At 73.7% G+C, this 21,271-nt stretch carries 23 protein-coding genes; 2 read left to right on the forward strand and 21 right to left on the reverse strand.

Annotated features, from left to right (window positions below; translation table 11 throughout):
- Nucleotide 1: 1 nt before the first annotated feature.
- Entirely contained in the window at nucleotides 2-421 is a 420-nt protein-coding gene (locus KSE_RS12465) for a Fur family transcriptional regulator (protein WP_014135670.1), read from the forward strand.
- Between the two features lie 195 nt (nucleotides 422-616).
- Here KSE_RS12465 and KSE_RS12470 read toward each other — a convergent pair whose 3' ends face one another.
- The 4 genes from KSE_RS12470 to leuA form a co-directional block, all read right to left on the reverse strand.
- Complete coding sequence (locus KSE_RS12470) at nucleotides 617-1,444, reverse strand: isoprenyl transferase (protein ID WP_014135671.1); 828 nt, start codon at nucleotides 1,442-1,444, stop codon at nucleotides 617-619.
- A gap of 2 nt (nucleotides 1,445-1,446) precedes the next feature.
- The gene (gene recO, locus KSE_RS12475; protein ID WP_014135672.1) at nucleotides 1,447-2,193 is read right to left on the reverse strand and encodes a DNA repair protein RecO; all 747 of its coding nucleotides are present in this window, start codon (nucleotides 2,191-2,193) and stop codon (nucleotides 1,447-1,449) included.
- Between the two features lie 193 nt (nucleotides 2,194-2,386).
- On the reverse strand, nucleotides 2,387-2,932 hold the full coding sequence (locus tag KSE_RS12480) for a TerB family tellurite resistance protein (protein WP_331457822.1): 546 nt from the start codon (nucleotides 2,930-2,932) through the stop codon (nucleotides 2,387-2,389).
- A gap of 464 nt (nucleotides 2,933-3,396) precedes the next feature.
- Nucleotides 3,397-5,181 carry a 2-isopropylmalate synthase gene (gene leuA, locus KSE_RS12485; protein ID WP_014135674.1) on the reverse strand — a complete coding sequence of 595 codons (1,785 nt, stop codon included), beginning with the start codon at nucleotides 5,179-5,181 and terminating at the stop codon, nucleotides 3,397-3,399.
- A 423-nt stretch (nucleotides 5,182-5,604) separates the two neighbouring features.
- Here leuA and KSE_RS12490 point away from each other — a divergent pair, with 423 nt between their 5' ends.
- Nucleotides 5,605-5,871: a protealysin inhibitor emfourin gene (locus tag KSE_RS12490; RefSeq protein WP_014135675.1), complete on the forward strand. Its 267-nt coding sequence runs from the start codon at nucleotides 5,605-5,607 to the stop codon at nucleotides 5,869-5,871.
- Nucleotides 5,872-5,952: 81 nt separating this feature from the next.
- Here the strand turns inward: KSE_RS12490 and KSE_RS12495 are convergent, their stop codons facing one another.
- The 17 genes from KSE_RS12495 to KSE_RS12570 form a co-directional block, all read right to left on the reverse strand.
- The gene (locus tag KSE_RS12495) at nucleotides 5,953-6,666 is read right to left on the reverse strand and encodes an alpha/beta fold hydrolase (RefSeq protein WP_014135676.1); all 714 of its coding nucleotides are present in this window, start codon (nucleotides 6,664-6,666) and stop codon (nucleotides 5,953-5,955) included.
- Between the two features lie 31 nt (nucleotides 6,667-6,697).
- Entirely contained in the window at nucleotides 6,698-7,627 is a 930-nt protein-coding gene (gene era, locus KSE_RS12500) for a GTPase Era (protein ID WP_014135677.1), read from the reverse strand.
- A gap of 166 nt (nucleotides 7,628-7,793) precedes the next feature.
- A complete protein-coding gene (locus KSE_RS42790) occupies nucleotides 7,794-7,952 on the reverse strand; it encodes a hypothetical protein (protein ID WP_014135678.1) in 159 nt (52 codons plus the stop codon).
- A gap of 179 nt (nucleotides 7,953-8,131) precedes the next feature.
- Nucleotides 8,132-8,485, reverse strand: coding sequence for a cytidine/deoxycytidylate deaminase family protein (locus KSE_RS12505; protein WP_033258276.1), 354 nt, complete (start codon nucleotides 8,483-8,485; stop codon nucleotides 8,132-8,134).
- Nucleotides 8,486-8,527: 42 nt separating this feature from the next.
- Nucleotides 8,528-9,517 (reverse strand): aldo/keto reductase, encoded by a 990-nt coding sequence (locus KSE_RS12510; protein WP_014135680.1) that lies wholly within the window; start codon nucleotides 9,515-9,517, stop codon nucleotides 8,528-8,530.
- Nucleotides 9,518-9,615: 98 nt separating this feature from the next.
- Nucleotides 9,616-10,161, reverse strand: a complete 546-nt coding sequence (locus KSE_RS12515; RefSeq protein WP_014135681.1) for a DUF4383 domain-containing protein — start codon at nucleotides 10,159-10,161, stop codon at nucleotides 9,616-9,618.
- Nucleotides 10,161-10,400: a hypothetical protein gene (locus KSE_RS12520; protein ID WP_014135682.1), complete on the reverse strand. Its 240-nt coding sequence runs from the start codon at nucleotides 10,398-10,400 to the stop codon at nucleotides 10,161-10,163. The genes KSE_RS12515 and KSE_RS12520 overlap by 1 nt, the downstream gene beginning before the upstream one ends.
- 142 nt (nucleotides 10,401-10,542) lie before the next feature.
- Nucleotides 10,543-11,871: a hemolysin family protein gene (locus tag KSE_RS12525; protein WP_014135683.1), complete on the reverse strand. Its 1,329-nt coding sequence runs from the start codon at nucleotides 11,869-11,871 to the stop codon at nucleotides 10,543-10,545.
- 13 nt (nucleotides 11,872-11,884) lie between these two features.
- Entirely contained in the window at nucleotides 11,885-12,379 is a 495-nt protein-coding gene (gene ybeY / locus KSE_RS12530) for an rRNA maturation RNase YbeY (protein WP_014135684.1), read from the reverse strand.
- Between the two features lie 14 nt (nucleotides 12,380-12,393).
- Nucleotides 12,394-13,497, reverse strand: a complete 1,104-nt coding sequence (locus KSE_RS12535; protein ID WP_014135685.1) for a PhoH family protein — start codon at nucleotides 13,495-13,497, stop codon at nucleotides 12,394-12,396.
- A 216-nt stretch (nucleotides 13,498-13,713) separates the two neighbouring features.
- The gene (locus KSE_RS12540) at nucleotides 13,714-14,634 is read right to left on the reverse strand and encodes a ribonuclease Z (RefSeq protein WP_014135686.1); all 921 of its coding nucleotides are present in this window, start codon (nucleotides 14,632-14,634) and stop codon (nucleotides 13,714-13,716) included.
- A gap of 3 nt (nucleotides 14,635-14,637) precedes the next feature.
- Nucleotides 14,638-14,991: an HIT domain-containing protein gene (locus KSE_RS12545; RefSeq protein WP_014135687.1), complete on the reverse strand. Its 354-nt coding sequence runs from the start codon at nucleotides 14,989-14,991 to the stop codon at nucleotides 14,638-14,640.
- Nucleotides 14,992-15,043: 52 nt separating this feature from the next.
- Nucleotides 15,044-15,451 (reverse strand): hypothetical protein, encoded by a 408-nt coding sequence (locus KSE_RS12550; protein ID WP_014135688.1) that lies wholly within the window; start codon nucleotides 15,449-15,451, stop codon nucleotides 15,044-15,046.
- Between the two features lie 14 nt (nucleotides 15,452-15,465).
- Nucleotides 15,466-15,861 carry a hypothetical protein gene (locus tag KSE_RS12555; protein WP_014135689.1) on the reverse strand — a complete coding sequence of 132 codons (396 nt, stop codon included), beginning with the start codon at nucleotides 15,859-15,861 and terminating at the stop codon, nucleotides 15,466-15,468.
- Nucleotides 15,862-15,902: 41 nt separating this feature from the next.
- The gene (locus KSE_RS12560; RefSeq protein ID WP_014135690.1) at nucleotides 15,903-17,459 is read right to left on the reverse strand and encodes a cysteine peptidase family C39 domain-containing protein; all 1,557 of its coding nucleotides are present in this window, start codon (nucleotides 17,457-17,459) and stop codon (nucleotides 15,903-15,905) included.
- Between the two features lie 106 nt (nucleotides 17,460-17,565).
- Nucleotides 17,566-17,874: a hypothetical protein gene (locus tag KSE_RS12565; RefSeq protein WP_148283092.1), complete on the reverse strand. Its 309-nt coding sequence runs from the start codon at nucleotides 17,872-17,874 to the stop codon at nucleotides 17,566-17,568.
- A gap of 139 nt (nucleotides 17,875-18,013) precedes the next feature.
- On the reverse strand, nucleotides 18,014-21,217 hold the full coding sequence (locus tag KSE_RS12570; protein WP_014135692.1) for a S41 family peptidase: 3,204 nt from the start codon (nucleotides 21,215-21,217) through the stop codon (nucleotides 18,014-18,016).
- Nucleotides 21,218-21,271 lie beyond the last annotated feature (54 nt).

The following is a 21,271-nucleotide window of genomic DNA, read 5'->3' on the forward strand; positions in this document are numbered from 1 at the left end:
GGTGACCACCGCAGGCCCGTCGCCGCGCGCGCGATCGACTCGGCAGCGCACCGCCGTCTCGGCGGTCCTGGACGAGATTGAGGACTTCCGCAGCGCGCAGGAACTGCACGACATGCTGAAGCACCGGGGCGATTCGGTGGGCTTGACCACCGTCTACCGCACCCTGCAGTCCCTCGCCGAGGCCGGCGAGGTGGACGTGCTGCGCACGGCCGAGGGCGAGGCGGTGTACCGGCGCTGCAGCAGCGGTCACCACCACCACCTGGTGTGCCGGCACTGCGGGGCGACCGTCGAGGTCGAGGGGCCGGCGGTCGAACGCTGGGCCAACGCGGTCGCCGCCGAGCACGGGTTCAGCGACATCGCGCACACCCTGGAGATCTTCGGTACCTGCGGCGAGTGCGCCGCCAGGCAGCAGCCGGAGTGACCGCACCGCCGCTGCCGGGGTCGGGGCGACAGCCGCCGCCCCGACCCCGGCAGCGGCGAGGGCCCGGATCGGAACAGTCCGATCCGGGCCCTCGTCCGTGCCCAGCCACCGCCACCGCCACCGCCATCGCCGATGTTGCAGCCGCTGCTCCAGCCCCCGCCGCTGCCACGGCCGCGGCCGCGCTCCTCGACGAGGTCAGCGCTGCGGCGGCACCTCGGCGCCGACCTCGTTGGGGAGCGCACCGCCGAAGCGGCGGTCGCGGTGGGCGTACTGCTCGCAGGCGCGCCACAGGTCGCGGCGGTCGAAGTCCGGCCAGAGCACGTCCTGGAAGACCAGCTCGGCGTAGGCGGACTGCCAGGCGAGGAAGTTGGAGGTGCGCTGCTCGCCGCTGGGACGCAGGAACAGGTCGACGTCCGGCATGTCCGGGTAGTAGAGGTACTTGGCGAACAGCTTCTCGTTGACCTTCTCCGGGTTGAGCTTCCCGGCGGCGACGTCGCGGGCGATGGCCAGCGCGGCGTCGGCGATCTCGGCCCGGCCGCCGTAGTTGACGCAGAAGTACAGCGTCATCGCGTCGTTGCCCTTGGTCTGCTCCTGGGCGACCTGGAGCTCCTGGACGACGCTCTTCCACATCCGCGGCATCCGGCCGACCCAGCGGATCCGGATGCCCATGGCGTCCATCTCGTCGCGGCGGCGGCGGATCACGTCCCGGTTGAAGTTCATCAGGAACTTCACCTCCTCCGGGGAACGCTTCCAGTTCTCGGTGGAGAAGGCGTACAGCGAGAGGTTCTTGACCCCGATCTCCAGGCAGCCGCGCAGCACGTCGAGGACGACGCCCTCGCCGACCTTGTGGCCCTCGGTGCGGGGGAGGCCGCGCTCCTTGGCCCAGCGGCCGTTGCCGTCCATGACGCAGGCGACGTGGTGGGGGACCAGGTCGCTCGGGATCTTCGGCGGCCTGGCGCCGCTCGGGTGCGGTGCGGGGGTCTCGTACGTCCGCTTGCTGCCGAACAGCCGTCGCGCGACCATGCTCACTTCTCCACGTATCTCATCGAGCGGATGCCCCGCTCCAGGTGCCACTGCAGGTAGGCGGCCACCAGCCCGCTGCCCTCGCGCCAGTACCGCGGCTCACAGCCGTCGGCGGTCTGCCAGTCTCCGGAGAGCAGCGCGCCGAGCAGTACCAGTGTCTCAGGGGAGGGTACGGCACTTCCGGGTACCCGGCAGTCGCCGCAGAGCACCCCGCCCGCCTGGAGCGAGAAGAAGCGGTTGGGGCCCGGCAGTCCGCAGCGGGCGCAGTCGGTGAAGCTCGCGCCGTAGCCGTTGACGGCGAGCGAGCGCAGCAGGAAGGCGTCCAGCACCAGGTGCGCCTGGTGGGTGCCGGCGGCCAGCGTGCGCAGGGCGCCGACCAGCAGCAGGTACTGCTGGACCGCGGGCTGGCCCTCGTTCTCGGCGAAGCGCTCGGCGGTCTCCAGCATCGCGGTGCCGGCCGTGTAGCGGGTGTAGTCGTCGACGATCCGGGCGCCGTAGGGGGCGATCGTCTCCACCTGGGTGCACAGCGGCAGCGTGCGGCCGACCAGGTCGCTGCCGCGGCTGAAGAACTGGACGTCGACGTGCGAGAACGGTTCGAGGCGGGCGCCGAACTTCGACTTGGTCCGGCGCACTCCCCGGGCCACCGCCCGGACCTGGCCGTGCTGGCGGGTGAGGAAGGTGATGATCCGGTCGGCCTCGCCGAGCTTCTGGGTGCGCAGCACGATGCCGTCGTCGCGGAAGAGACTCATGGTGGAACCCATTGTCCCGCACCCCGCTGACAGTGCGGCGGCGCAGCCGTGAGCCCGCACCGGGGTTGTGGGGGGCTTTCACCCGTGCGGTGCGGGACACGGCGGGCCCGGGAGGGGGGTTTCGGGCCCGGCTCATGGAGGGTGCGGAAACAGGACGGAGCAGGAAGGGGAACGGCGGAGGGCGACGGCGGGGTCAGCGCGGGGCGCGGGTGGCCGCTTCGAGGAGCTGGTCGACCTGCCGGGCGGTCAGGCGCAGGCAGCGGCCGACCACGGCGAGCGCGGCCCGCTCCTGCGGGAGGTAGCGGCCGTCGGCGAGGGCGACCACGGCGCCGAGGGTGAGCAGCCGCTCGCGGCCCTGGACGGCCAGGTGCGGGGCGAGCGGTTCGAGTGCGGCGTGCAGTTCGACGGCGAGTCCGCCGCCCTCGACGTCCACGTCGAGCGGTTCGCCGCCGCCGTGGCCGGAGAGCGCGGCCAGTGCGGCCAGCACCTGGGCCTCGCCGCAGTCCTCGAACCCGGCTTCCCTGATCACCGCGCAGGCCGCCTCGCGTCCGCTGCGCCCGGCGGTGCCGCCGGCCGCGAGGGCGGCCAGGGCGATGGTGTACTGGGCGTCGCGGAGCATCGCGCCGAGCCGGACCGAGGTCAACTGCTCCAGGGCTTCGGTGCCGTAGCGGCCGCGGCAGGAGGTGCACTGGACGCTGCGGGCCACGCCGCCGAGCGGCAGGACCGGCGTCCCGAGCAACCGCAGCCACCGCCGGCCGTGCTGCCGGCGGTAGTTGCGGTCTCCGCCACAGCCCGGGCAGAAGAATTCACCGAGGACATCCGTCCGCCACCTAGGGCGAACACCCCACAACCCTGTCACGGCGCCACTCCCCAGACATGGCAGGCGGCCTGCACATCAATGGGCAGGTCACGCGACCGGACTCCGGAGTCGTCCCACCGACCCCGGTTCCGGTTCGACGATGTTGCCACGGTTACCGGCTCGTGTCAGCACCCTGAACGGGTGCCGAGGGGAAAATTTGTGACCGGGGCCACATGTGATCGACGACACGGTCCGAACGCCCGCACCGCGGGCCGGATATCTCCTGATGATCCGTCAATGTCCGTACCGGGCAAGGGTCCGGGCCGCCGAAGCCGCGGAGGGGACCCGCCGGTGGCGGGTCCCCTCGCAACAGCGGGGCGCGCGGCGCGCGCCGGGCCGCGGCGTCAGTCGCGCTGGGCCGCCCGGTTGACGGCGCTGACCAGGGCCTTCAGCGAGGCCAGCACGGTGTTGCCGTCGATGCCCACGCCCCACAGCACCTTGTCGCCGACGGCGCACTCGACGTACGCGGCGGCCTGCGCGTCGCCGCCCTCGCTCAGCGCGTGCTCGGCGTAGTCCAGTACTCGGACGTCCACGCCGATCGAGGCCAGCGCGTTGACGAAGGCGGAGACCGGGCCGTTGCCGGTGCCGGTCAGGGTGATCGGGGTGCCGTCGACGACGGCCTCGGTGCTCAGCGCGTCGCGGCCGTCCTCGGTGGTCAGGCTGCGGGAGCCGCTCAGCGAGATCCGGCCCCACGGGTTGGCCGGGGTCGGCAGGTACTCGTCCTGGAAGACCGCCCAGATGGCGGCGGGAGTGACCTCGCCGCCCTCGGCGTCGGTCTTGGCCTGGATGATCCGCGAGAACTCGATCTGCATCCGGCGCGGCAGGTCCAGCTTGTGGTCGTTCTTCAGGACGTAGGCGATGCCGCCCTTGCCGGACTGCGAGTTGACCCGGATGACCGCCTCGTAGCTGCGGCCGACGTCCTTCGGGTCGATCGGCAGGTAGGGCACGCCCCAGGTGTGCTCGCCGACCGGGACGCCGGCGGCGGCCGCGTCGGCCTCCAGGGCGTCGAAGCCCTTCTTGATCGCGTCCTGGTGCGAGCCGGAGAAGGAGGTGAAGACCAGGTCGCCCGCGTAGGGGTGGCGCTCGGCCACCGGCATCTGGTTGCAGTACTCGGCGGTGCGGCGGATCTCGTCGATGTCCGAGAAGTCGATCATCGGGTCGACGCCCTGGGAGAACAGGTTCATCCCGACGTTGACCAGGTCCAGGTTGCCGGTGCGCTCGCCCTGCCCGAACAGGCAGCCCTCGACCCGGTCGGCACCGGCCATCACGGCCAGCTCGGCGGAGGCCACGCCGGTGCCCCGGTCGTTGTGCGGGTGGGTGGACAGGCAGACGAACTCGCGGCGCGACAGGTTCCGCGACATCCACTCGATCTTGTCGGCGTAGACGTTCGGGGTGGAGCGCTCGACGGTGGTCGGCAGGTTCAGGATGATCTCGCGGCCCTCGCCGGGCTGCCAGACGTCCATCACCGCCTCGCAGACCTCCAGCGCGTAGTCCAGCTCGGTGTCGATGAAGATCTCCGGCGAGTACTCGTAGCCGAAGACCGTCTCGTCGCCCAGGATCTTCTCGGCGTACTCCATCACCAGGCGGGTGCCGTCCACCGCGATGGCCTTGATCTCCTCCTTCCCCGCCCGGAACACCACCCGGCGGAACAGCGGTGAGGTCGCGTTGTACAGGTGCACGGTGGCCCGCGGCGCGCCCTTCAGCGACTCCACGGTGCGCTCGATCAGGTCCTCGCGGGCCTGGGTCAGCACCGAGATGGTGACGTCCTCGGGGATCGCGCCCTCGTCGATCAGCGAACGGACGAAGTTGAAGTCGGTGGCCCCGGAGGAGGGGAAGCCGACCTCGATCTCCTTGTAGCCCATCTTCACCAGCAGGTCGAACATCTTGCGCTTGCGGGCCGGCGACATCGGGTCGATCAGCGCCTGGTTGCCGTCGCGCAGGTCGGTGGAGAGCCAGCGCGGGGCCTGCGTGATCACCTTGCTCGGCCAGGTGCGGTCCGGCAGGTCGACGGTGCCGAACGGCACGTAGCGCCGGAAGGGCATCCCCGAGGGCTTCTGCTGCACGGTGGCGGCGGTGATCGGGGTGGGGCGGTCGACGAACGGGCGGGCGACGGAGGACTGTTCGGTCATGGGTGAGGCTCTCGGCTTCCCTTGTCGAAGGCGGTCTGCGGTCGGGGGATACAGGACACCCGACTCGGCCGACTGAATGCGCCGCGAAACATCACACTGGGCGCAACACGACTCCCCGCGGCGAGGGGGCCGGCCTTCACTGGACTACAGGCCCTCGCCGCGGCAGCTAAGAAGAAGCAGCCGGATACGCATGATGCCGCCACTGTAACAAGACCGGCCGGGCCGGCGCAGTGAGCCCGGCCACGATCCCACCCACTGAGACGGGCCGGCCGGCCGACCGGTGTCGAACCGAAAGCCCGCCCGAGCAGCGGACGCCCGTCCGGTCCGGCACCGGCCCCCGTCCGCCCGGGAGCGGGCGGACGCTGCGGGGGAGTTGGTGAAAAGCCTCGGCAAACACCTCCGGTGCGTAGCACACTGACAACCATGCGCATCCAGGTCACCCGCACCGGCGGGTTCGCCGGCCTGCTCCGTTATGCCGAGATGGACACCGCGGAGCGCACGGACGCCCCGCACGTGCACGCCCTGGCCCGGGAGGCGGTGGCCGGCGGGCTGCGCGCGCCCGCGTACGGCGTGCCCGACGGCTTCCACTACGAGATCACCGTGGACGGCCGCACCGTCCACTGCGCCGACCCGAAGCTCACCGAGTCCCAGCGCGAACTGGTGGGCCTGGTGCTCCGCGAAGGCGCCTGACCCCGCCCGCCGCCGCTCCCGCCACGGACCGCGGATCGCCGACCACCGACCGCTCCGGCGGACCGCTCGCCACCGGGCGGCTCAGATCCACCCGTCCAGCGAGGCGAGGAAGCCCGCGGGGTCGTCGCGGTGGATGCAGTGCCCGGCGCCCGGCACCGTGCGCAGCAGGTAGCCGCGGCGGCGCAGTTCGGCGGCCTCCTCGTCCGTCACCAGGCCGCTGGGGTCGGCGAGTTGGACCAGCGAGGGGACGCTCGGGGGGCCGGGCAGGACGGACAGTCCGGGGTGCGACCAGAGGCCGGTCGCGGTGTCGGCGTCCCAGAGGTCGAGGGCGGCGAGTTCGGTGTCCACGTCCTCGGCGGACCAGTCGGGGTGCATGGTGGCGATGAACCGCCTGGTCCCGAAGCGCTTGAAGGCGATGAACGGCTCCGGCCCGAGCCCGGGGCGGTCGTAGACGAACGCGGGGTCGCTGTAGACCGCCCGGGCGGGCTTCAGCGCCTCGACGGCCCGCTGGAGCGCCAGGGCGCCCATCGAGTGGCCGATCGCCAGGTCCGCCCCGGCGGGCAGGGTGTCGACCAGGTCCGCGGCGAACTGCTCGGGCCCGTACCGCTCGACGGGGGTGGCGCCGGTGCCGCGCGGGGAGGCGCCGTGGCCGCGCAGGTCCACGGCGAGCACCCGGTAGCCGCGCTCGGCGAGCGCGGGGCCGATCACCCGCCAGGTGCGGTGGTCGGCCTGGATGCCGTGGACCAGCAGGGCGGTGCGGTCGCCCCGGCCCCACTCGTGGGTGTGCAGTTCCATCGAGCCCGGCCCCTCCCCGCGCGACTCCCCGTCAGAAACCGAGCTTACGCAGCTGCTTGGGGTCGCGCTGCCAGTCCTTGGCCACCTTGACGTGCAGGTCCAGGTAGACCGGGGTGCCCAGGAGCGCCTCGATCTGCTTGCGGGCGGTGGTGCCGACGTGCTTGAGCCGGGCGCCCTTGGCCCCGATCACGATGGCCTTCTGGCTCTGCCGCTCGATGTACACGTTGGCGTGGATGTCCAGCAGCGGGCGGTCGGCGGGGCGGCCCTCGCGCGGGATCATCTCCTCGACCACCACGGCCAGCGAGTGCGGCAGCTCGTCGCGCACGCCCTCCAGCGCGGCCTCCCGGATCAGCTCGGCGACCATGGTCTGCTCGGGCTCGTCGGTGAGGTCGCCGTCCGGGTACAGCGGCACGCCCTCCGGCAGCAGCTTGGCCAGCAGCTCGGCCACCAGCTGGACCTGCTGGTCGCCGACGGCCGACACCGGGATGATCTCGGCCCACTCGATGCCGAGCTCGGCGCCCAGCTGGTGGACGGCGATCAACTGCTCGGCGAGCCGCTTGGAGTCGACCAGGTCGGTCTTGGTGACGATCGCGACCTTCGGGGTCTTGCGGATCTCGGCGAGCTCCTTGGCGATGAACTTGTCGCCGGGGCCGAGCTTCTGGTCGGCGGGGACGCAGAAGCCGATCACGTCCACCTCGGCCCAGGTGGTGCGGACCAGGTCGTTGAGCCGCTCGCCGAGCAGCGTGCGGGGCTTGTGCAGCCCGGGGGTGTCGACCAGGACGAGCTGGGAGTCGGGGCGGTGCACGATGCCGCGCACGGTGTGCCGGGTGGTCTGCGGACGGTCGGAGGTGATCGCGACCTTCGTCCCGACCAGGGCGTTGGTCAGGGTCGACTTGCCCGCGTTGGGACGGCCGACGAAGCACGCGAACCCGGAGCGGTACGGGGAGGAAGGGGCATTCATGGCACCCATTGTCCCCGATCCCCGGGGCCGCGCCGGTCACCGCCCGCCCGAGCCCCCGCCGAGGCCGTGCCGAGCCCACGCCGAGCCCCCGCCGAGCCCCCGCCGGGCCTCCGCCGAGTCCTAGCCGACCCCCGCCGGGAGACCCGGCCGGACGGTCGGCGGGCGTTCAGCCGGTCTTCTTCCCGCCCCCGGTGATCGCGCCGACCACCACGAGCGCCAGCAGTGCCAGGGTGCCGCCCAGCCACCACGGGGAGCCGGTCTCGTGCCAGCGCCCGAAGCCCATGACGCAGAGCAGCAGCCCGCAGAAGAACGCCGCGACGCCCATGTCCCCTCCCCCGCCGGGACCGAACCCCGACCGATGCGATTATCGCACCCATCGGGCCCGCAAAAGGGCGGACGAGAGCCTGCCCGGCCCCGCCCGCCCCACGTCCGTCCCGCGTCGCCCCGGCCCGACCGACGCCGACCGCCCGACCGACGCCGACCGCCCGGCCCCGCCGAGCGGCGTCACTCCGCCGCGGCGGCCAGCTTCAGCGTCCCGTCCGGCCCGGCCAGCAGCACCGGGGTGCCGGCGCCGCCCAGGTCCCGGACGGCGGCGAGGTCGTTCGCCGCCGGGGCGTCGGCGGCGGAGACCACCGCGGCCGCCTCCAGGCCCTTCGCTCCGCTCGCCACGGCCATCGCCACGGCCGTCCGCAGCGCGCTCAGCTTCAGCGAGGCCAGGTCCACCGTGCCGGCCACGTAGGTCCGCCCGGTCTCGTCCCGGACCGCCGCGCCCTCGGCCACGCCGTTGCGGGCGCGGGCCGAGCGGGCCAGCGTGATGATCTTCTTGTCCTCGGGGTCCAGCTCGGAAATCTCGGTCATGGCCCCGAGCATAGGCGTTGGGCCCGGGCCGGCCGCCGCCGCTCAGTCCTTGAGCAGCGCCCCCTCGCCGACCGGCGCGAACGCGGCGAGCGCGGTCTCGATCCGGCCCAGGGTCGCGGCGTCCAGCGCGAGTTCCGCCGCGGCCTGGTTCTCCGCGATGTGCGCCGGGGTCCGGCTGCCCGGGATCGGCACCACGTGGTCGTCCTGGTGCAGCAGCCAGGCGAGCGCCAACTGGCCGGGGGTGACGCCGAGTTCCGCGGCGATCGCGCGCAGCGGGGCGTACCGGTCGTTGTTCGCGGCCAGGTTCTCGGCGGAGAAGCGGGCGTGGTGCTGCCGGAAGTCGCCCTCGGCGACCTGCCGCACGGTGCCGGTCAGGAAGCCGCCGCCGAGCGGGCTCCAGGCGACCGCGCCGATGCCCAGTTCGCGGGCGGCGGCCAGCAGTTCCGGGTCGATCGGCTGCCACATCGACCACTGGGTCTGCACCGCGGCGACGGGGTGCACCGCGTGCGCGGCGCGCAGTTGCGCGGCCGTCACGTTGGAGACGCCCAGGTGCCGCACCAGCCCGTCCGCGATCAGTTCGGCGACCGCGCCGACGGTCTCCTCGAACGGCACCTGCGGGTCCGGGAAGTGCGGGTAGTACAGGTCGATCACGTCGGTGCCGAGGTTGCGCAGCGACTGCTCCGCGTAGCCTCGGACGCGCTCGGGCTCGCAGTTCACCGCCAGCTCGCCGAACGCGAAGTGCACCGGGAAGCGGTGCGCCTCGGCGCCCTCCGGCACCCGCAGGCCGAACTTGGTGGCCAGCACGACCTCGTCCCGGCGCCCCCGGAGGGCCCGGCCGACCAGCTGTTCGTTGTGGCCGTCGGCACCGTAGGCGTCGGCGGTGTCGATCATCCGGGCCCCGGCGCCGATCGCGGCCCGCAGCGCGTCCTGTCCGCGCCGCTCGTCGATCTCGCCGTACATGCCGGGCGAGAGCACCATCGCCCCGAACCCGATCGGCGAGCTGACCAGTGTGCCGAGCGTGCGCCCCGTCATCGTCGTTCCCCCTCCAAGCAGACTGCGGCCCGGCGGATCTGACGGTCCGTCGGGCCATTGCGGTCATACTCTACGACGGGTCGGCCGGTGCCCCCGGGTCAGTGCCCGGTCGGGTTGGGCGGGCCCGGGCGGAGCACCTTCACCAGGGCGGGCGGCCCGTCCGGGCGGGTGCCGGCGCCGGTGCCGGGGTGGCGTTCGCGCCAGTACGGGTTGTCGTGCGGCAGGTGGCCGCTGACCCGGCCGTACATGCCGAAGGTCAGGACGACGAAGCCGAACACGAAGCTGAAGATGACGTTGGAGATGTGGAAGGCGAGCCGGTTGGCGCTGGAGTCCAGCACCGTCAGGCCGACGAAGCCGGCCAGCACGAACAGCGTGCCCACCGCCATGTTGACGGTGGAGGCGGTGTTGCCGCCGATCACCGCGCCCAGGATCAGGATCCCGCCGGCCACCAGCGACAGCACGCTGAGCGCCCCGTTGCTGGACAGGCCGAGCACCTCCTTGCCGGAGGTGTCCAGGAAGCCGGGGCTGGTGCCGGTCAGGCCGAGGATCCCGAACACCACCAGGAACAGTCCGCCCAGGCCGGCGCCGTAGCGGTAGACCGTGCCGAGCCGGTGGTCGACCGGGAGTTCGTCGTGCAGTCTCATCAGGTCCTCCCCGCGTGGTCGGACCGGAGGAACGGCACTTCGTGGAGGTACAGCGACCCGCACTGCTGGCAGCAGTGCAGCCCGGTGCCCCAGGCCTCCTCCGGCCTGCTCTCGGCGTCCGAGGCGATCTCGGCGCCGCACATGCCGTGCGAAGGGTCGGCGGCACGGACCACGTGCCACCTGGCCACCCCGCCGGCCGGCCCGCTCGGGCCGTACTCCGCGCGCAGTAGATGTGCCATGTCTTCCACGGTGCGCGCGCCCGGGGCGGCATGGCAAACGGGCCCCCGGCCGAACCGTCCCAACCGGCACCGCCGATTGGGACGACCCGTCCAGGGGCCCGCCGCAACAGCGCAGGCGCTGGCGCCGGCCCCGGCGCGACCGCTAGGAGGCGGCCTCCTCGGCCGGCTCCCCGCTCTCCTCCGGGATCCGCACCGGGCTGGCCACCACGGTGCCGATCCGGTTGCGCCGGCCCGCCGAGCTCTCGGCGGTGAGGCTGATCGCGGCCAGTCCGCTGCCCTCCGGCACCGGCACCTCGCAGGAGGAGCCGGGGATCGGCACCCGGCCCAGGCACTTGGCGAGCAGGCCGCCGACGGTCTCGACGTCCTCGTCGTCCAGTTCGATCCCGAACAGCTCGCCGAGGTCCTCGACGGTGAGCCGGGCGGTGATCCGGTACGAGCCGTCGCCGAGGTCCTCGACCGGGGCGATCTCCCGGTCGTACTCGTCGGTGATCTCGCCGACGATCTCCTCCAGGATGTCCTCGATGGTGACGAGGCCGGCGGTGCCGCCGTACTCGTCGATCACGATCGCGACGTGCGAGCGCATCTGCTGCATCTCGCGCAGCAGGTCGGCGGCGGGCTTGGAGTCGGGGACGAACACCGCCGGGCGCATCACCGAGTCGACCTGCTCGGACTCGGCGTCCCGGTTGATGTGGGTGCGGCGGACCAGGTCCTTGAGGTAGACGATGCCGACCACGTCGTCCTCGTTGTCGCCGACCACCGGGATCCGCGAGAAGCCGGAGCGCAGCGCCAGGGTCAGGGTCTGCCGGACGGTCTTGTGCCGCTCGATCATCACCAGGTCGGTGCGCGGCACCATCACCTCGCGGACGATGGTGTCGCCGAGCTCGAAGACCGAGTGCACCATCCGGCGCTCCTCGTCCTCGATCAGGTCGTCCTTCTCGGCGAGGTCGACCAGCGCCCGCAGCTCGGCCTCGGAGGCGAACGGGCCCTCCTTGTAGCCCTTGCCGGGCGTCAGCGCGTTGCCGAGCAGGATCAGCAGCCGCGGGATCGGCCCGAGGATCCGGGCCAGCGGCAGCAGCACGTAGGACGCGGCGGTGACGGTGCTCAGCGGGTGCTGGCGGCCGATCGTGCGCGGGGAGACCCCGACCGCCACGAAGGACACCAGCACCATCACGCCGAACGCCACCAGCACGGCCTGCCAGGTCTGCTGGAAGCCGCGCACGCACACCACGGTGACCAGCACCGCGGCGCCCATCTCGCTGGCGACCCGGATCAGCGTCGCCAGGTTGAGGTAGCGGATGTTGTCGGACGCCAGGGTCAGCAGCCGGTCGGAGCCGCGCCGCCCGGAGCGGACCGCCTCCTCCGCCCGGAACCGGGACATCCGGGAGATGCCCGCCTCGGCGCACGCCGCCAGCCAGCCGAGGCCGACCAGCAGCAGCGCGCCGATCAGGAAGCTCGTACTCTCACCACTCACAGCGGGCCGGCCCTCAGTGGACGGTCGGCGCGGGCGACAGGCCGGACAGGCCGCGGCCGGCCCGCCAGTCGTCCAGGATCCGCTTCTGCAGCGCGAACATCTCGCGCTCCTCGTCGGGCTCCTCGTGGTCGTAGCCGAGCACGTGCAGCACCCCGTGGACGGTGAGCAGCTGCAGCTCCTCGTCCATCGAGTGCTTGGTGGGGGCGGCCAGGCCCTGCTCCTTCGCCACCTCGGGGCAGAGCACGATGTCGCCGAGCAGGCCCTCGGGGAGGTCCTCGCCCTCCTTGCCCGGACGCAGCTCGTCCATCGGGAAGGACATCACGTCGGTCGGACCGGGCAGGTCCATCCACTGGACGTGCAGCTCCGCCATCGACTCGCTGTCGTAGAGGATCACGGAGAGCTCGGACTGCGGATGGATCCGCATCTTGTCGAGGGCGTAGCGGGCGACGTCGAGGATGGACTCCTCGTCGACGTCCCACCCGGACTCGTTGGCGATGTCGATCGACATGGAGGGCTCAGTACTCAGCTTTCGGTGCGATGGGACTGCCGGGGCGCCCGGGCGCCCCGCCGTTGGACGGGTTTGCGGTCGCCGGACTCCTCGGCCTCCTGCCGGGCGTCCCAGCGCTCGTACGCATCCACGATGCGGCCGACCAGCTTGTGACGCACCACGTCGGTGCTGGTCAGCACCGAGAAGTGGATGTCCGGCACGTCGACGAGGATCTCCTGGACCACCTTGAGGCCGGAGCGGGTGCCGCCCGGCAGGTCGATCTGGCTGGTGTCGCCGGTCACGACCACCCGGGAGTTGAAGCCCAGGCGGGTCAGGAACATCTTCATCTGCTCGGGCGAGGTGTTCTGCGCCTCGTCCAGGATGATGAAGGCGTCGTTCAGGGTGCGGCCGCGCATGTAGGCGAGCGGCGCCACCTCGATGGTGCCCGCCGCCATCAGCCGCGGGATCGAGTCGGGGTCCATCATGTCGTGCAGCGCGTCGTAGAGCGGGCGCAGGTACGGGTCGATCTTCTCGTACAGGGTGCCGGGCAGGAAGCCCAGCCGCTCCCCCGCCTCGACGGCCGGCCGGGTCAGGATGATCCGGTTGACCTCCTTGGCCTGCAGCGCCTGCACGGCCTTGGCCATCGCCAGGTAGGTCTTGCCGGTGCCCGCCGGGCCGAGGCCGAAGACGATGGTGTGCTTGTCGATCGCGTCGACGTAGCGCTGCTGGTTCAGCGTCTTGGGGCGGATGGTGCGGCCCCGGTTGGACAGGATGTTCGCCGTGAACACCTCGGACGGGGCCGGGTGGGCCGGGTCCTCGGCGGCGCTCCTGAGCATGCTGATGGAGCGCTCCACGGCGTCCTCCGTCAGGGGTTGGCCGGTGCGCAGCACCAGCATCATCTCGGTGAAGAGCTGCTTGACGAGCGCGACGTCGGCGGGCGTGCCGGTGGCCGTCACCTCGTTTCCGCGGACGTGGATGTCGGCGCCCGGGAAGCCTTCCTCGATCACTCGCAGGAGCGAGTCGGCCGCGCCCAGCAGGGTGACCATCGGGTGCTTCTCCGGGATGACGATCCGGGTGCTGGTGGACGCCTCGTCGGGGCGCCGCTGTCCGTCGGTGCGGGTCTGCGGTGTGTCAGTCATGGGTCGGCGCTGCGGCCTGCCTCATCCCAATCCGTCGTGTCGTGTGGCTCGGGCTCTCCGGGTCACCAGGGTACGCCGCGCGGGTGTCCGCCGGAGCGGCGCGGCGGCTTCGATGGTGGGCTCTCCCGGCCCGATCCGCGAGCGGTTTTCCCGGGAGCTCCCCCGCCGACCGCGGGCCCGGCCCGCGGTCGGCGGCCCGGCGCCGGCGGCGCGCGGTCAACGGCGCGGCGGGACGGGGATCCTGGCCAGGTCCTCGGCGACCGCGATCTCGCCGCCGAAGTGCTTCGCGGCCTCGGCGAGGTGGCCGGCCGGGTCGGGGTAGCGCTGCGAGAAGTGGGTGAGCACCAGCGTGCGCACGCCGGCCTCGGCGGCCACCTGGGCGGCCTGCCCGGCGGTCAGGTGGCCGTGCTCCTCGGCGAGCCCGGCGTCCCGGTCGAGGAAGGTCGCCTCGATCACCAGCAGGTCGGCGCCGGCGGCGAGTTCGTGGACCCCGTCGCAGAGCCGGGTGTCCATCACGAAGGCGAACCGCTGGCCCGGCCGGACCTCGCCGACCTGCTCGGCGGTGACCGTCCGCCCGTCGTCCAGGGTGACCCGGCCCTCGCGCTGCAGCACGCCCACGGCGGGCCCGCGCAGGCCGAGTTCGCGCAGCTTCTCGGGCCGCAGCCGGAACCCGTCCGGTTCGGTGAGCCGGTAGCCGAACGACTCCACCGGGTGCGAGAGCCGGGCCGCGGCCAGCGCGAACGGGGCGCCCGGGGCCGGCAGCGGGCCGGGGGCGGTGATCGGGCGCTCCCGGATCTCGGCGGTCGCGTGGTAGGCGCTGGCGTGCCGCAGCCGGTCGAAGTACACCTGCCCGGAGGCCGGGTAGTAGGCGTCCACCGGGTGCGGCACCCGGTCCAGGTTGATCCGCTGCACCACGCCGGGCAGGCCCAGGCAGTGGTCGCCGTGGAAGTGCGAGAGCGCGATCCGGGTGATCCCGGTGGCGCTCACCCCGGCGTGCAGCATCTGCCGCTGGGTGCCCTCCCCCGGGTCGAACAGCAGCCCCTCGCCGTCCCAGCGCAGCAGGTACCCGTTGTGGTTCCGGTGCCGGGTCGGCACCTGGCTGGCGGTGCCCAGGACGACGAGCTCACGCTGCGACAACGCTCAGACCAGCCCCTCGGTGAGCGGCTTGCCGCCCAGCACGTGCACGTGCGCGTGGAACACCGTCTGCCCGGCCTCCGCGCCGGTGTTGAAGATCAGCCGGTACGCCGCCAGGCCCTCGCCGGCCGCCGCGGCGCCCGCCTCGGTGAGCAGTTCGGCCGCGGTGCCCGGTTCGGCGGCGGCGAGTTCGGCCGCGTCGGCGTGGTGCGTCCGCGGGACGACCAGCAGGTGGGTGGGGGCCTGCGGGCTGATGTCCCGGAAGGTCAGGGTCCGTTCGGTCTCGCGCACCACGGTCGCCGGGATGTCCCCCGACACGATCTTGCAGAACACACAGTCCGCCTGCGGCTCGCCGACCATCTCCCGCGTCCTCTCCTGGTTCACCGTCACTGGTGCCACGACCTTACCGCCGTCAGCGGACCACGATCCGGTAGGTCCGGCGTTCGCGGAAGTTGTCGAGGGAACCGCCGCAGTCCGCCTGGCAGTTGTCGACCGTCAGCTCGGTGGTGCCGCGGCCCTCGGCCCGGAACACCAGGTAGAGCTCCCCGGCGTAGCCGGCCAGGGCGGGGTCGCCGTGGGTCCGGTCGATCCCGGTGAAGACCACCACCGCCGGGTCGGGCGGGGGCTGCGCCGGCCGGTGGTACATCCCCGGGTCCACCGAGAGCGACCAGTGCAGCGAGAACACCTGGCCGCTCCGGACCGCGATCACCGGGGTGTCCGAGGCGAACACCCGCCCGTGGTTGGCCTGCCAGCGCGGCCCCCAGACCGGCACCGCCAGCACCAGCGCCAGCACCGCCGCCCAGAGGGCCTCGCCCCTCACCGTCCGCCGCACCCTCACGCGCGACGGCTCACGTGGCGCGCTTCGAGCAGCGCGGCGACCGCGGCCAGCCAGTCGGCGACCAACTCCCCGGCGGCCACGTCGTCGGGGTCGAGCACCGAGCCGGCCGCGTGCAGCCAGTCGTCGGCGAGGTCGGCCGCGCCGGGGCCGACCAGCGGCTCCGGCAGTCCGGCGGCGGCCCGCAGCCCGGCGGCCCGGACCACCTCCGAGAGGAAGGCGACGGCGTGCGGGGGCACCTCGCACTCCTCGGCCGCGAGCGCGGCGGCCACCGCGCCGTCGGCGAACAGCGCGCGCCGGCGCGGGCCGTCCAGGGGCAGGCCGAAGCGCAGCAGCGCGGGCACGTCCAGGGCGGCGAGTTCGGCGTCGGTCCGGCCGGGCGGAGGGCTGGTCATGATGGGGACTCTCTGTTCACTCGGGGCGTTCGCCTGAGTGGTCACTTGGGGAGGCGGACGCTGGTGGCGGTGTTCATCGAGGGCGGCTGGTCGAGCGCGTTGTCCATCCGGTTGTCGACGAAGTCGTCCTCCGTGATCCAGACGGTGTAGCCCCACGGGTTGTAGACCTGGAGCTTGTCGCCGTCGTGCCCGATGATCATCAGCGCGTGCCCGTTCTCGCCGCCCCGGATGGTCACGGGGACGGGCTTGCCCTCGTCCACGGCCTTCTCCACGTCGACCAGCACGTCCCGCCGCTCGTCCTGGCCGCCGAGCGGGACGTCGCGGTAGTCGGTGCCGGTGCGGCTGCCGACCTCCGCGCTCACCACGTCCCGGGACTGGTCGTCGCTCAGGCCCTCCTTGCCGATCAGCGGCAGGTCCTGGTACCACTGCCGGCTGCCGTCGTAGACCCGGTTCTGCTCGGCCCTGAACCGCTCGGCGAAGGCGGCCGGGCTCTCGTGCGCCGGGTCGCCGGGGCGGCCGCCGGTGGTCAGCTGGAACGCGTACACCGGGTCGACCACGGCCCGGGCGGTCACGGTGGAGGCCGCCACGCAGGTGTTGCCGTCCTGGGCCCACTTGGCGCCCATGAAGTTCTGCGTCTCCAGGTGGTCGATGCCGGTGCGGGGCGACGGGTCGTGCCGGGTCGGGTTCAGGTGCCGGTCGAGCCAGGCCCGGTCGGTGGCGTGCTCGTGGATCCGGGCGTCGAACGCGGCGACCTCGTCCACGCTGTGGCCGGCGGCGAGCGCCTTCAGCAGGTAGGCGCGCTCGTCGGGGGACCGGGCGCCGGCCAGCAGGGCGTTCAGCCGCCGCCGGTCCTCGGGGGCGAGGCGTTCGAGGAACTGGCCGGCCCGGGTGGCGTCGGTCGCGCTGAGGATCCGGTTCAGGTCGGCGAAGCCGGCGGCGTCGGTGAGCACCAGCCGGTCGGCGGCGCTCAGGCCGCCGCCCTTCAGCCGGGCGGCCTCGGCCTGGGCGGCGAGCCGGTTGAGTTCGGCGGCGGCGCGGTGGCCGGCCTCCTCGGCGTGCGTGGCGGCGGTCAGCATCAGGCCGATCGCGTACCTGGCCTCGGCCTTGGCCTCGTGCATCTTGTCGTCGTCCCAGTCGACCGGGTCGGGCAGGCCGCCGATGGTGGTGATCTCCGCCAGCAGGGCGGTGGCCCGGGACAGCGGGCCGCCGGCCTGGGCGTGGGTGGCCTGGGCCTGGGCCAGCACGTCGCAGAGCTCGACCAGGACGCGGCCGGCCCGGGTGAAGTCCTCGGTCATCCGGTCCAGGTCGTGCGCGGCGGCGGTGACGGCCTCGACGGCCTTCTCGCCGACCTGCCCGGTCCAGACGTCCGGGAGCCGGCTCCGGGCGACGTCGGCGACCTCGGCCCGGACGCTGTCGACCTGCCCGGACATCGCGGCGAAGTCCCGGCCGAGCCGGTCGATCGTGCCGGGCACGCCCGCGGGCCCGGACAGCCGGACGGCGTCGCGGACCGCGTCGCGCAGGGCCCCGGCGCCCCACATGCCGTGGGCGCGCTCGATGGCGCGGCTGAGCTTCTCGACCTGCTCGCGTTGCGTCGACATCGCCGTGCTGACTCCCCTTCAGCCGTGCCGGACGGTCCCCTCCCCACGCGGACCCACGCGGATCCGAGCGGACCCACACGAGCCCGCACCGACCCGCGCGGGCGGCTCAGCCCGGCGACCAGGCGGCCGCGCCGGCCAGCCCGTCGTCGGCGCTGCGGTAGTTCTCCGCGCTGAGCCGCACCTTCTCGGCGAGTTCGCGCAGCGCCTGGACGTCCAGGCGCCACTCGTCCAGCCAGGAGGTGAAGAAGTTCCCGGCGGCCTCGGGGACGCCGTAGTCGCCGAAGTAGTCCCGGCTGAAGTCGGGCGGGCCGCTGAACCGGCCGCCGGCCGACTCCAGGTCGTCCCCGGCCCGGTCCAGTTTCCGGCCGCACTCCTCCAGCGCCTCGTGGTCCACGCTGAAATCCGGTGTCCCCAACGCTCCCCCCTCGGCCGTCACTGCGTGCACCCTAGCGACAACAGGGCGGCACCGAAAGGACACGACGGGAAACCGGCCACCCGTCGGGCGGCCGGTCGTTCGCAAACGGTTGAGCTCCCGGGGTCAAGACCCCGGGCCGTCACTCCAGCGGGGGCGCGGTCCTCGCCGGGGTCCGCTCCAGCGACTCCAGCGCCAGCCGGACGGCGGTCTCCAGTTGCGGGTCCCGCCCGGCCGCCCAGTCCTGCGGGGCGATCGGGACCTCGACGTCGGGGGTGACGCCGCGGTTCTCCAGGTGCCAGCCGTAGCCCTCCACCCAGTACGAGTACTTGGGCTGGGTCACCAGCGTCCCGTCGACCAGCGTGTACGCGCTGTCGATGCCGATCACGCCGCCCCAGGTGCGGGTGCCGACCACCGGGCCGATGCCGAGCGCCTGGATCGCGGCGTTGACGATGTCGCCGTCGGAGCCGGAGAACTCGTTGGCGAGCGCGACCACCGGGCCGCGCGGGGCGTCGCCGGGGTACGGGTCGGGGCGGGCCAGGTCGCGGCCGTGGTTCCAGCCGACGATCCGGCGGGCCAGTTTCTCGACGATCAGCTGCGAGGTGTGGCCGCCGCGGTTCTCCCGCAGGTCGATCACCAGGCCCTCCAGCGACATCTCGAACCGCAGGTCGCGGTGGAGCTGCGCCCAGCCGGCGCTCTGCATGTCGGGCACGTGCAGGTAGCCGAGCCGGCCGCCGGACAGCTCGCGGACGGCGGCCCGCCGTCCGGCCACCCAGTCGTGGTAGCGCAGCGCCTCCTCGTCGTCGAGCGGCACCACGACGGGGTGCCGCTCGGCGCCGTCCGCGCCCCGGACGGTCAGCTCGACCGGGTGGTCCGCGGTGCCGGCCAGCAGCGGGGCGGGGCCGGTGACCGGGTCGACCGGGCGGCCGTTGACCGCCAGCAGCGCGTCGCCGGGGCGGACCGCCGCGCCGGGCGCGGCCAGCGGGGAGCGGGCCCGCGGGTCGGAGGACTCGCCGGGCAGCACCCGGGCCACCCGCCAGACCTCGCCGTCGCGCACCAGGTCGGCGCCGAGCAGGCCCTGTCGCCGGGCGGCCTCGGTGCCGCGGCCGGGCGGCAGCACGTAGGCGTGCGAGGTGCCGAGCTCGCCGACCGTCTCCCAGAGCAGGTCGACCAGGTCGGAGTGGCTGCCGGCCCGGTCGACCAGCGGCCGGTAGCGCTCCAGCACGCCGGCCCAGTCGACGCCGTTCAGGTCGGCCCGCCAGAAGTTGTCCCGCATCAGGCGGCCGTTCTCGTCGAACATCTGCCGCCACTCGGCGGCCGGGTCGACGGTGACCCGGATCCGCTCCAGGTCGACGTCCGCCTCCTCGTCCTCGGCGGCCTTCTGGTCGGCGGGGACGATCCGCAGCGAGCCGCCGTCCAGCACGGCCAGCCGGGCGCCGTCCCCGCTGACCGCGAACGCGTCGACGCCGGAGAGCAGTTCCTCGGCCCGGCGCTTGCCCAGGTCGAACCGCTCCAGCGCGGTGCGGGCCGGCTCGTCGTCCAACGAGGCGGCGCTGTCGCCGAGTTCACCGCTGAACGGGTACCTGGTCCACAGCACCCCGTCCTTCGCGGCCCGCAGCACCCCGAACCGGCCCGCCTCCACCGGGAACGGCACGATCCGGTCCGCGAGGCCCTCCAGGTCGACCCGGGTGACCGGCACCGCGGCGGCCTCCTTCTCGCCGTCCTTGGCGTCGTCCTCCTCGCCGCCGACCGGCCGGCCGGCCCGCCGCGGGCCGAACGGCGACGGGGTGTCGGCGGCCAGCGTCAGCAGGTACGGGCGGGTGCCGCCGGGGAACGACAGGTCGAAGGCGTGCTGGTCGTACACCGGGTCGAAGGTCCGCACCGAGAGGAACGCCAGGTGCGCGCCGTCCGCGGTGAAGGCCGGCGAGTAGTCGTGGAAGCGCTGCGGGGTGGCCTCGCTGACGGTGCGCGAGGTCAGGTCGGCCAGCATGATCTGGCGCAGCGACCACGGGCCGAGCACCGGCTGCGACCAGGCCAGCCACGCCGAGTCGGGGCTGAACACCAGCCCGCTGACCTCGCCGTCGCCGCTGCGCGCCAGCTCGTTGACCGCGCCGTCGCTGAGCGCCACCAGCAGCACCCGGCCGTCGTGCGCGGCCACCGCGAGCTGCTTGCCGTCCGGCGAGGCCACCAGCGCGCGGACCCGGCCGAGCCGCCCGGCCGCCAGCCGCCGCCGCTCCGCGCCGAGCACCGCCGGGGCGTACTCCAGCGCGTCGTCGCCGTCGGCGTCGGTGACCCAGACCGCGCCCTGCGCGCCGTCCTCGCCCGGGACGACCCGGGCCAGCCGGTTCCGCACCCCGGGCGTCTCGTCCAGCACCCGGGCCGGGCCGTCCCGGTGGGTCAGCCAGTGCACGGTGCCGCGGACCACCACGGCGGCGGCCCGGCCGGTGCGGTCCGGGGCGGCGGTCTCGACCTGTCCGGCGGCGGGCGTCGGGTGCGGGTGGCGCCGGGTCCGCGGCCCGGCCGGGGCGACGTCCAGCGGGCGCGGCGCGGCGCCGTCCAGGTCGTCCAGCAGCCAGAGCCGGCCGGCCCGCTGCCAGACCACCCGGGTGCCGTCGGTGGCGGCCTGCCGGTCGTAGAAGCCGTCCCCGGCGGGGCTGTGCGCCCGCAGGTCGGAGCCGTCCGGGAGGCTGGAGTACAGCCGTCCGGTGCCCTCGTGGTCGGACAGGAACGCGATCCGGTCGCCGACCCACATCGGGCACTCCAGCTGCCCGTCCAGGCCGGCGTGCAGGGGTTCGAACCCGGCCGCGCCGATCCACAGCCGCCCGGCCCGGCCGCCCCGGTAGCGCTTCCAGTGCGCGGCCTCCCGGTTGTGGGTGCCGAGCAGCACCCGCCCGCCGCTCGCGCCCTCCGGCACCGGCTCGAAGGCCAGCGCGCCGATCGGCCCGTACGGCAGCCGCTCCGGCTCCCCGCCGTCCAGCGGCAGCGCGAACGCCCAGGTCCGGCGGATCGTCTCCTGCCCGGCGGCGGTGATCGCGACCGGCCGCCCGTCGGCGGTCCAGCCGACCAGCGCGGTGAACGGGCTGCCCCAGTACGTCAGCCGCCGGGCGGGGCCGCCCTCGACCGCCCCGACGTGCACCTCCGGCGCGCCGTCCCGGGTCGAGGTCCACGCCAGCGACCGCCCGTCCGGCGAGAACCGCGGTGTCGCCACGGGCGCCCGGTCGGCCGTCAACCGCCAGGCCCGGCCGCCCTCCAGCGGCGCCAGCCAGACGTCGTCCTCGGCGACGAAGGCCACGACGTCGCCATGCAGGTGGGGGTGGCGCAGGTAGCCGCGCGTCGATTCCGTCATCCTGCCACCCTAGGGCGCCCGGCTCACCGAACGTCAGAGGTTGCGGGACCACGC

It is taken from the genome of Kitasatospora setae KM-6054 (assembly GCF_000269985.1).
Classification (GTDB): domain Bacteria; phylum Actinomycetota; class Actinomycetes; order Streptomycetales; family Streptomycetaceae; genus Kitasatospora; species Kitasatospora setae.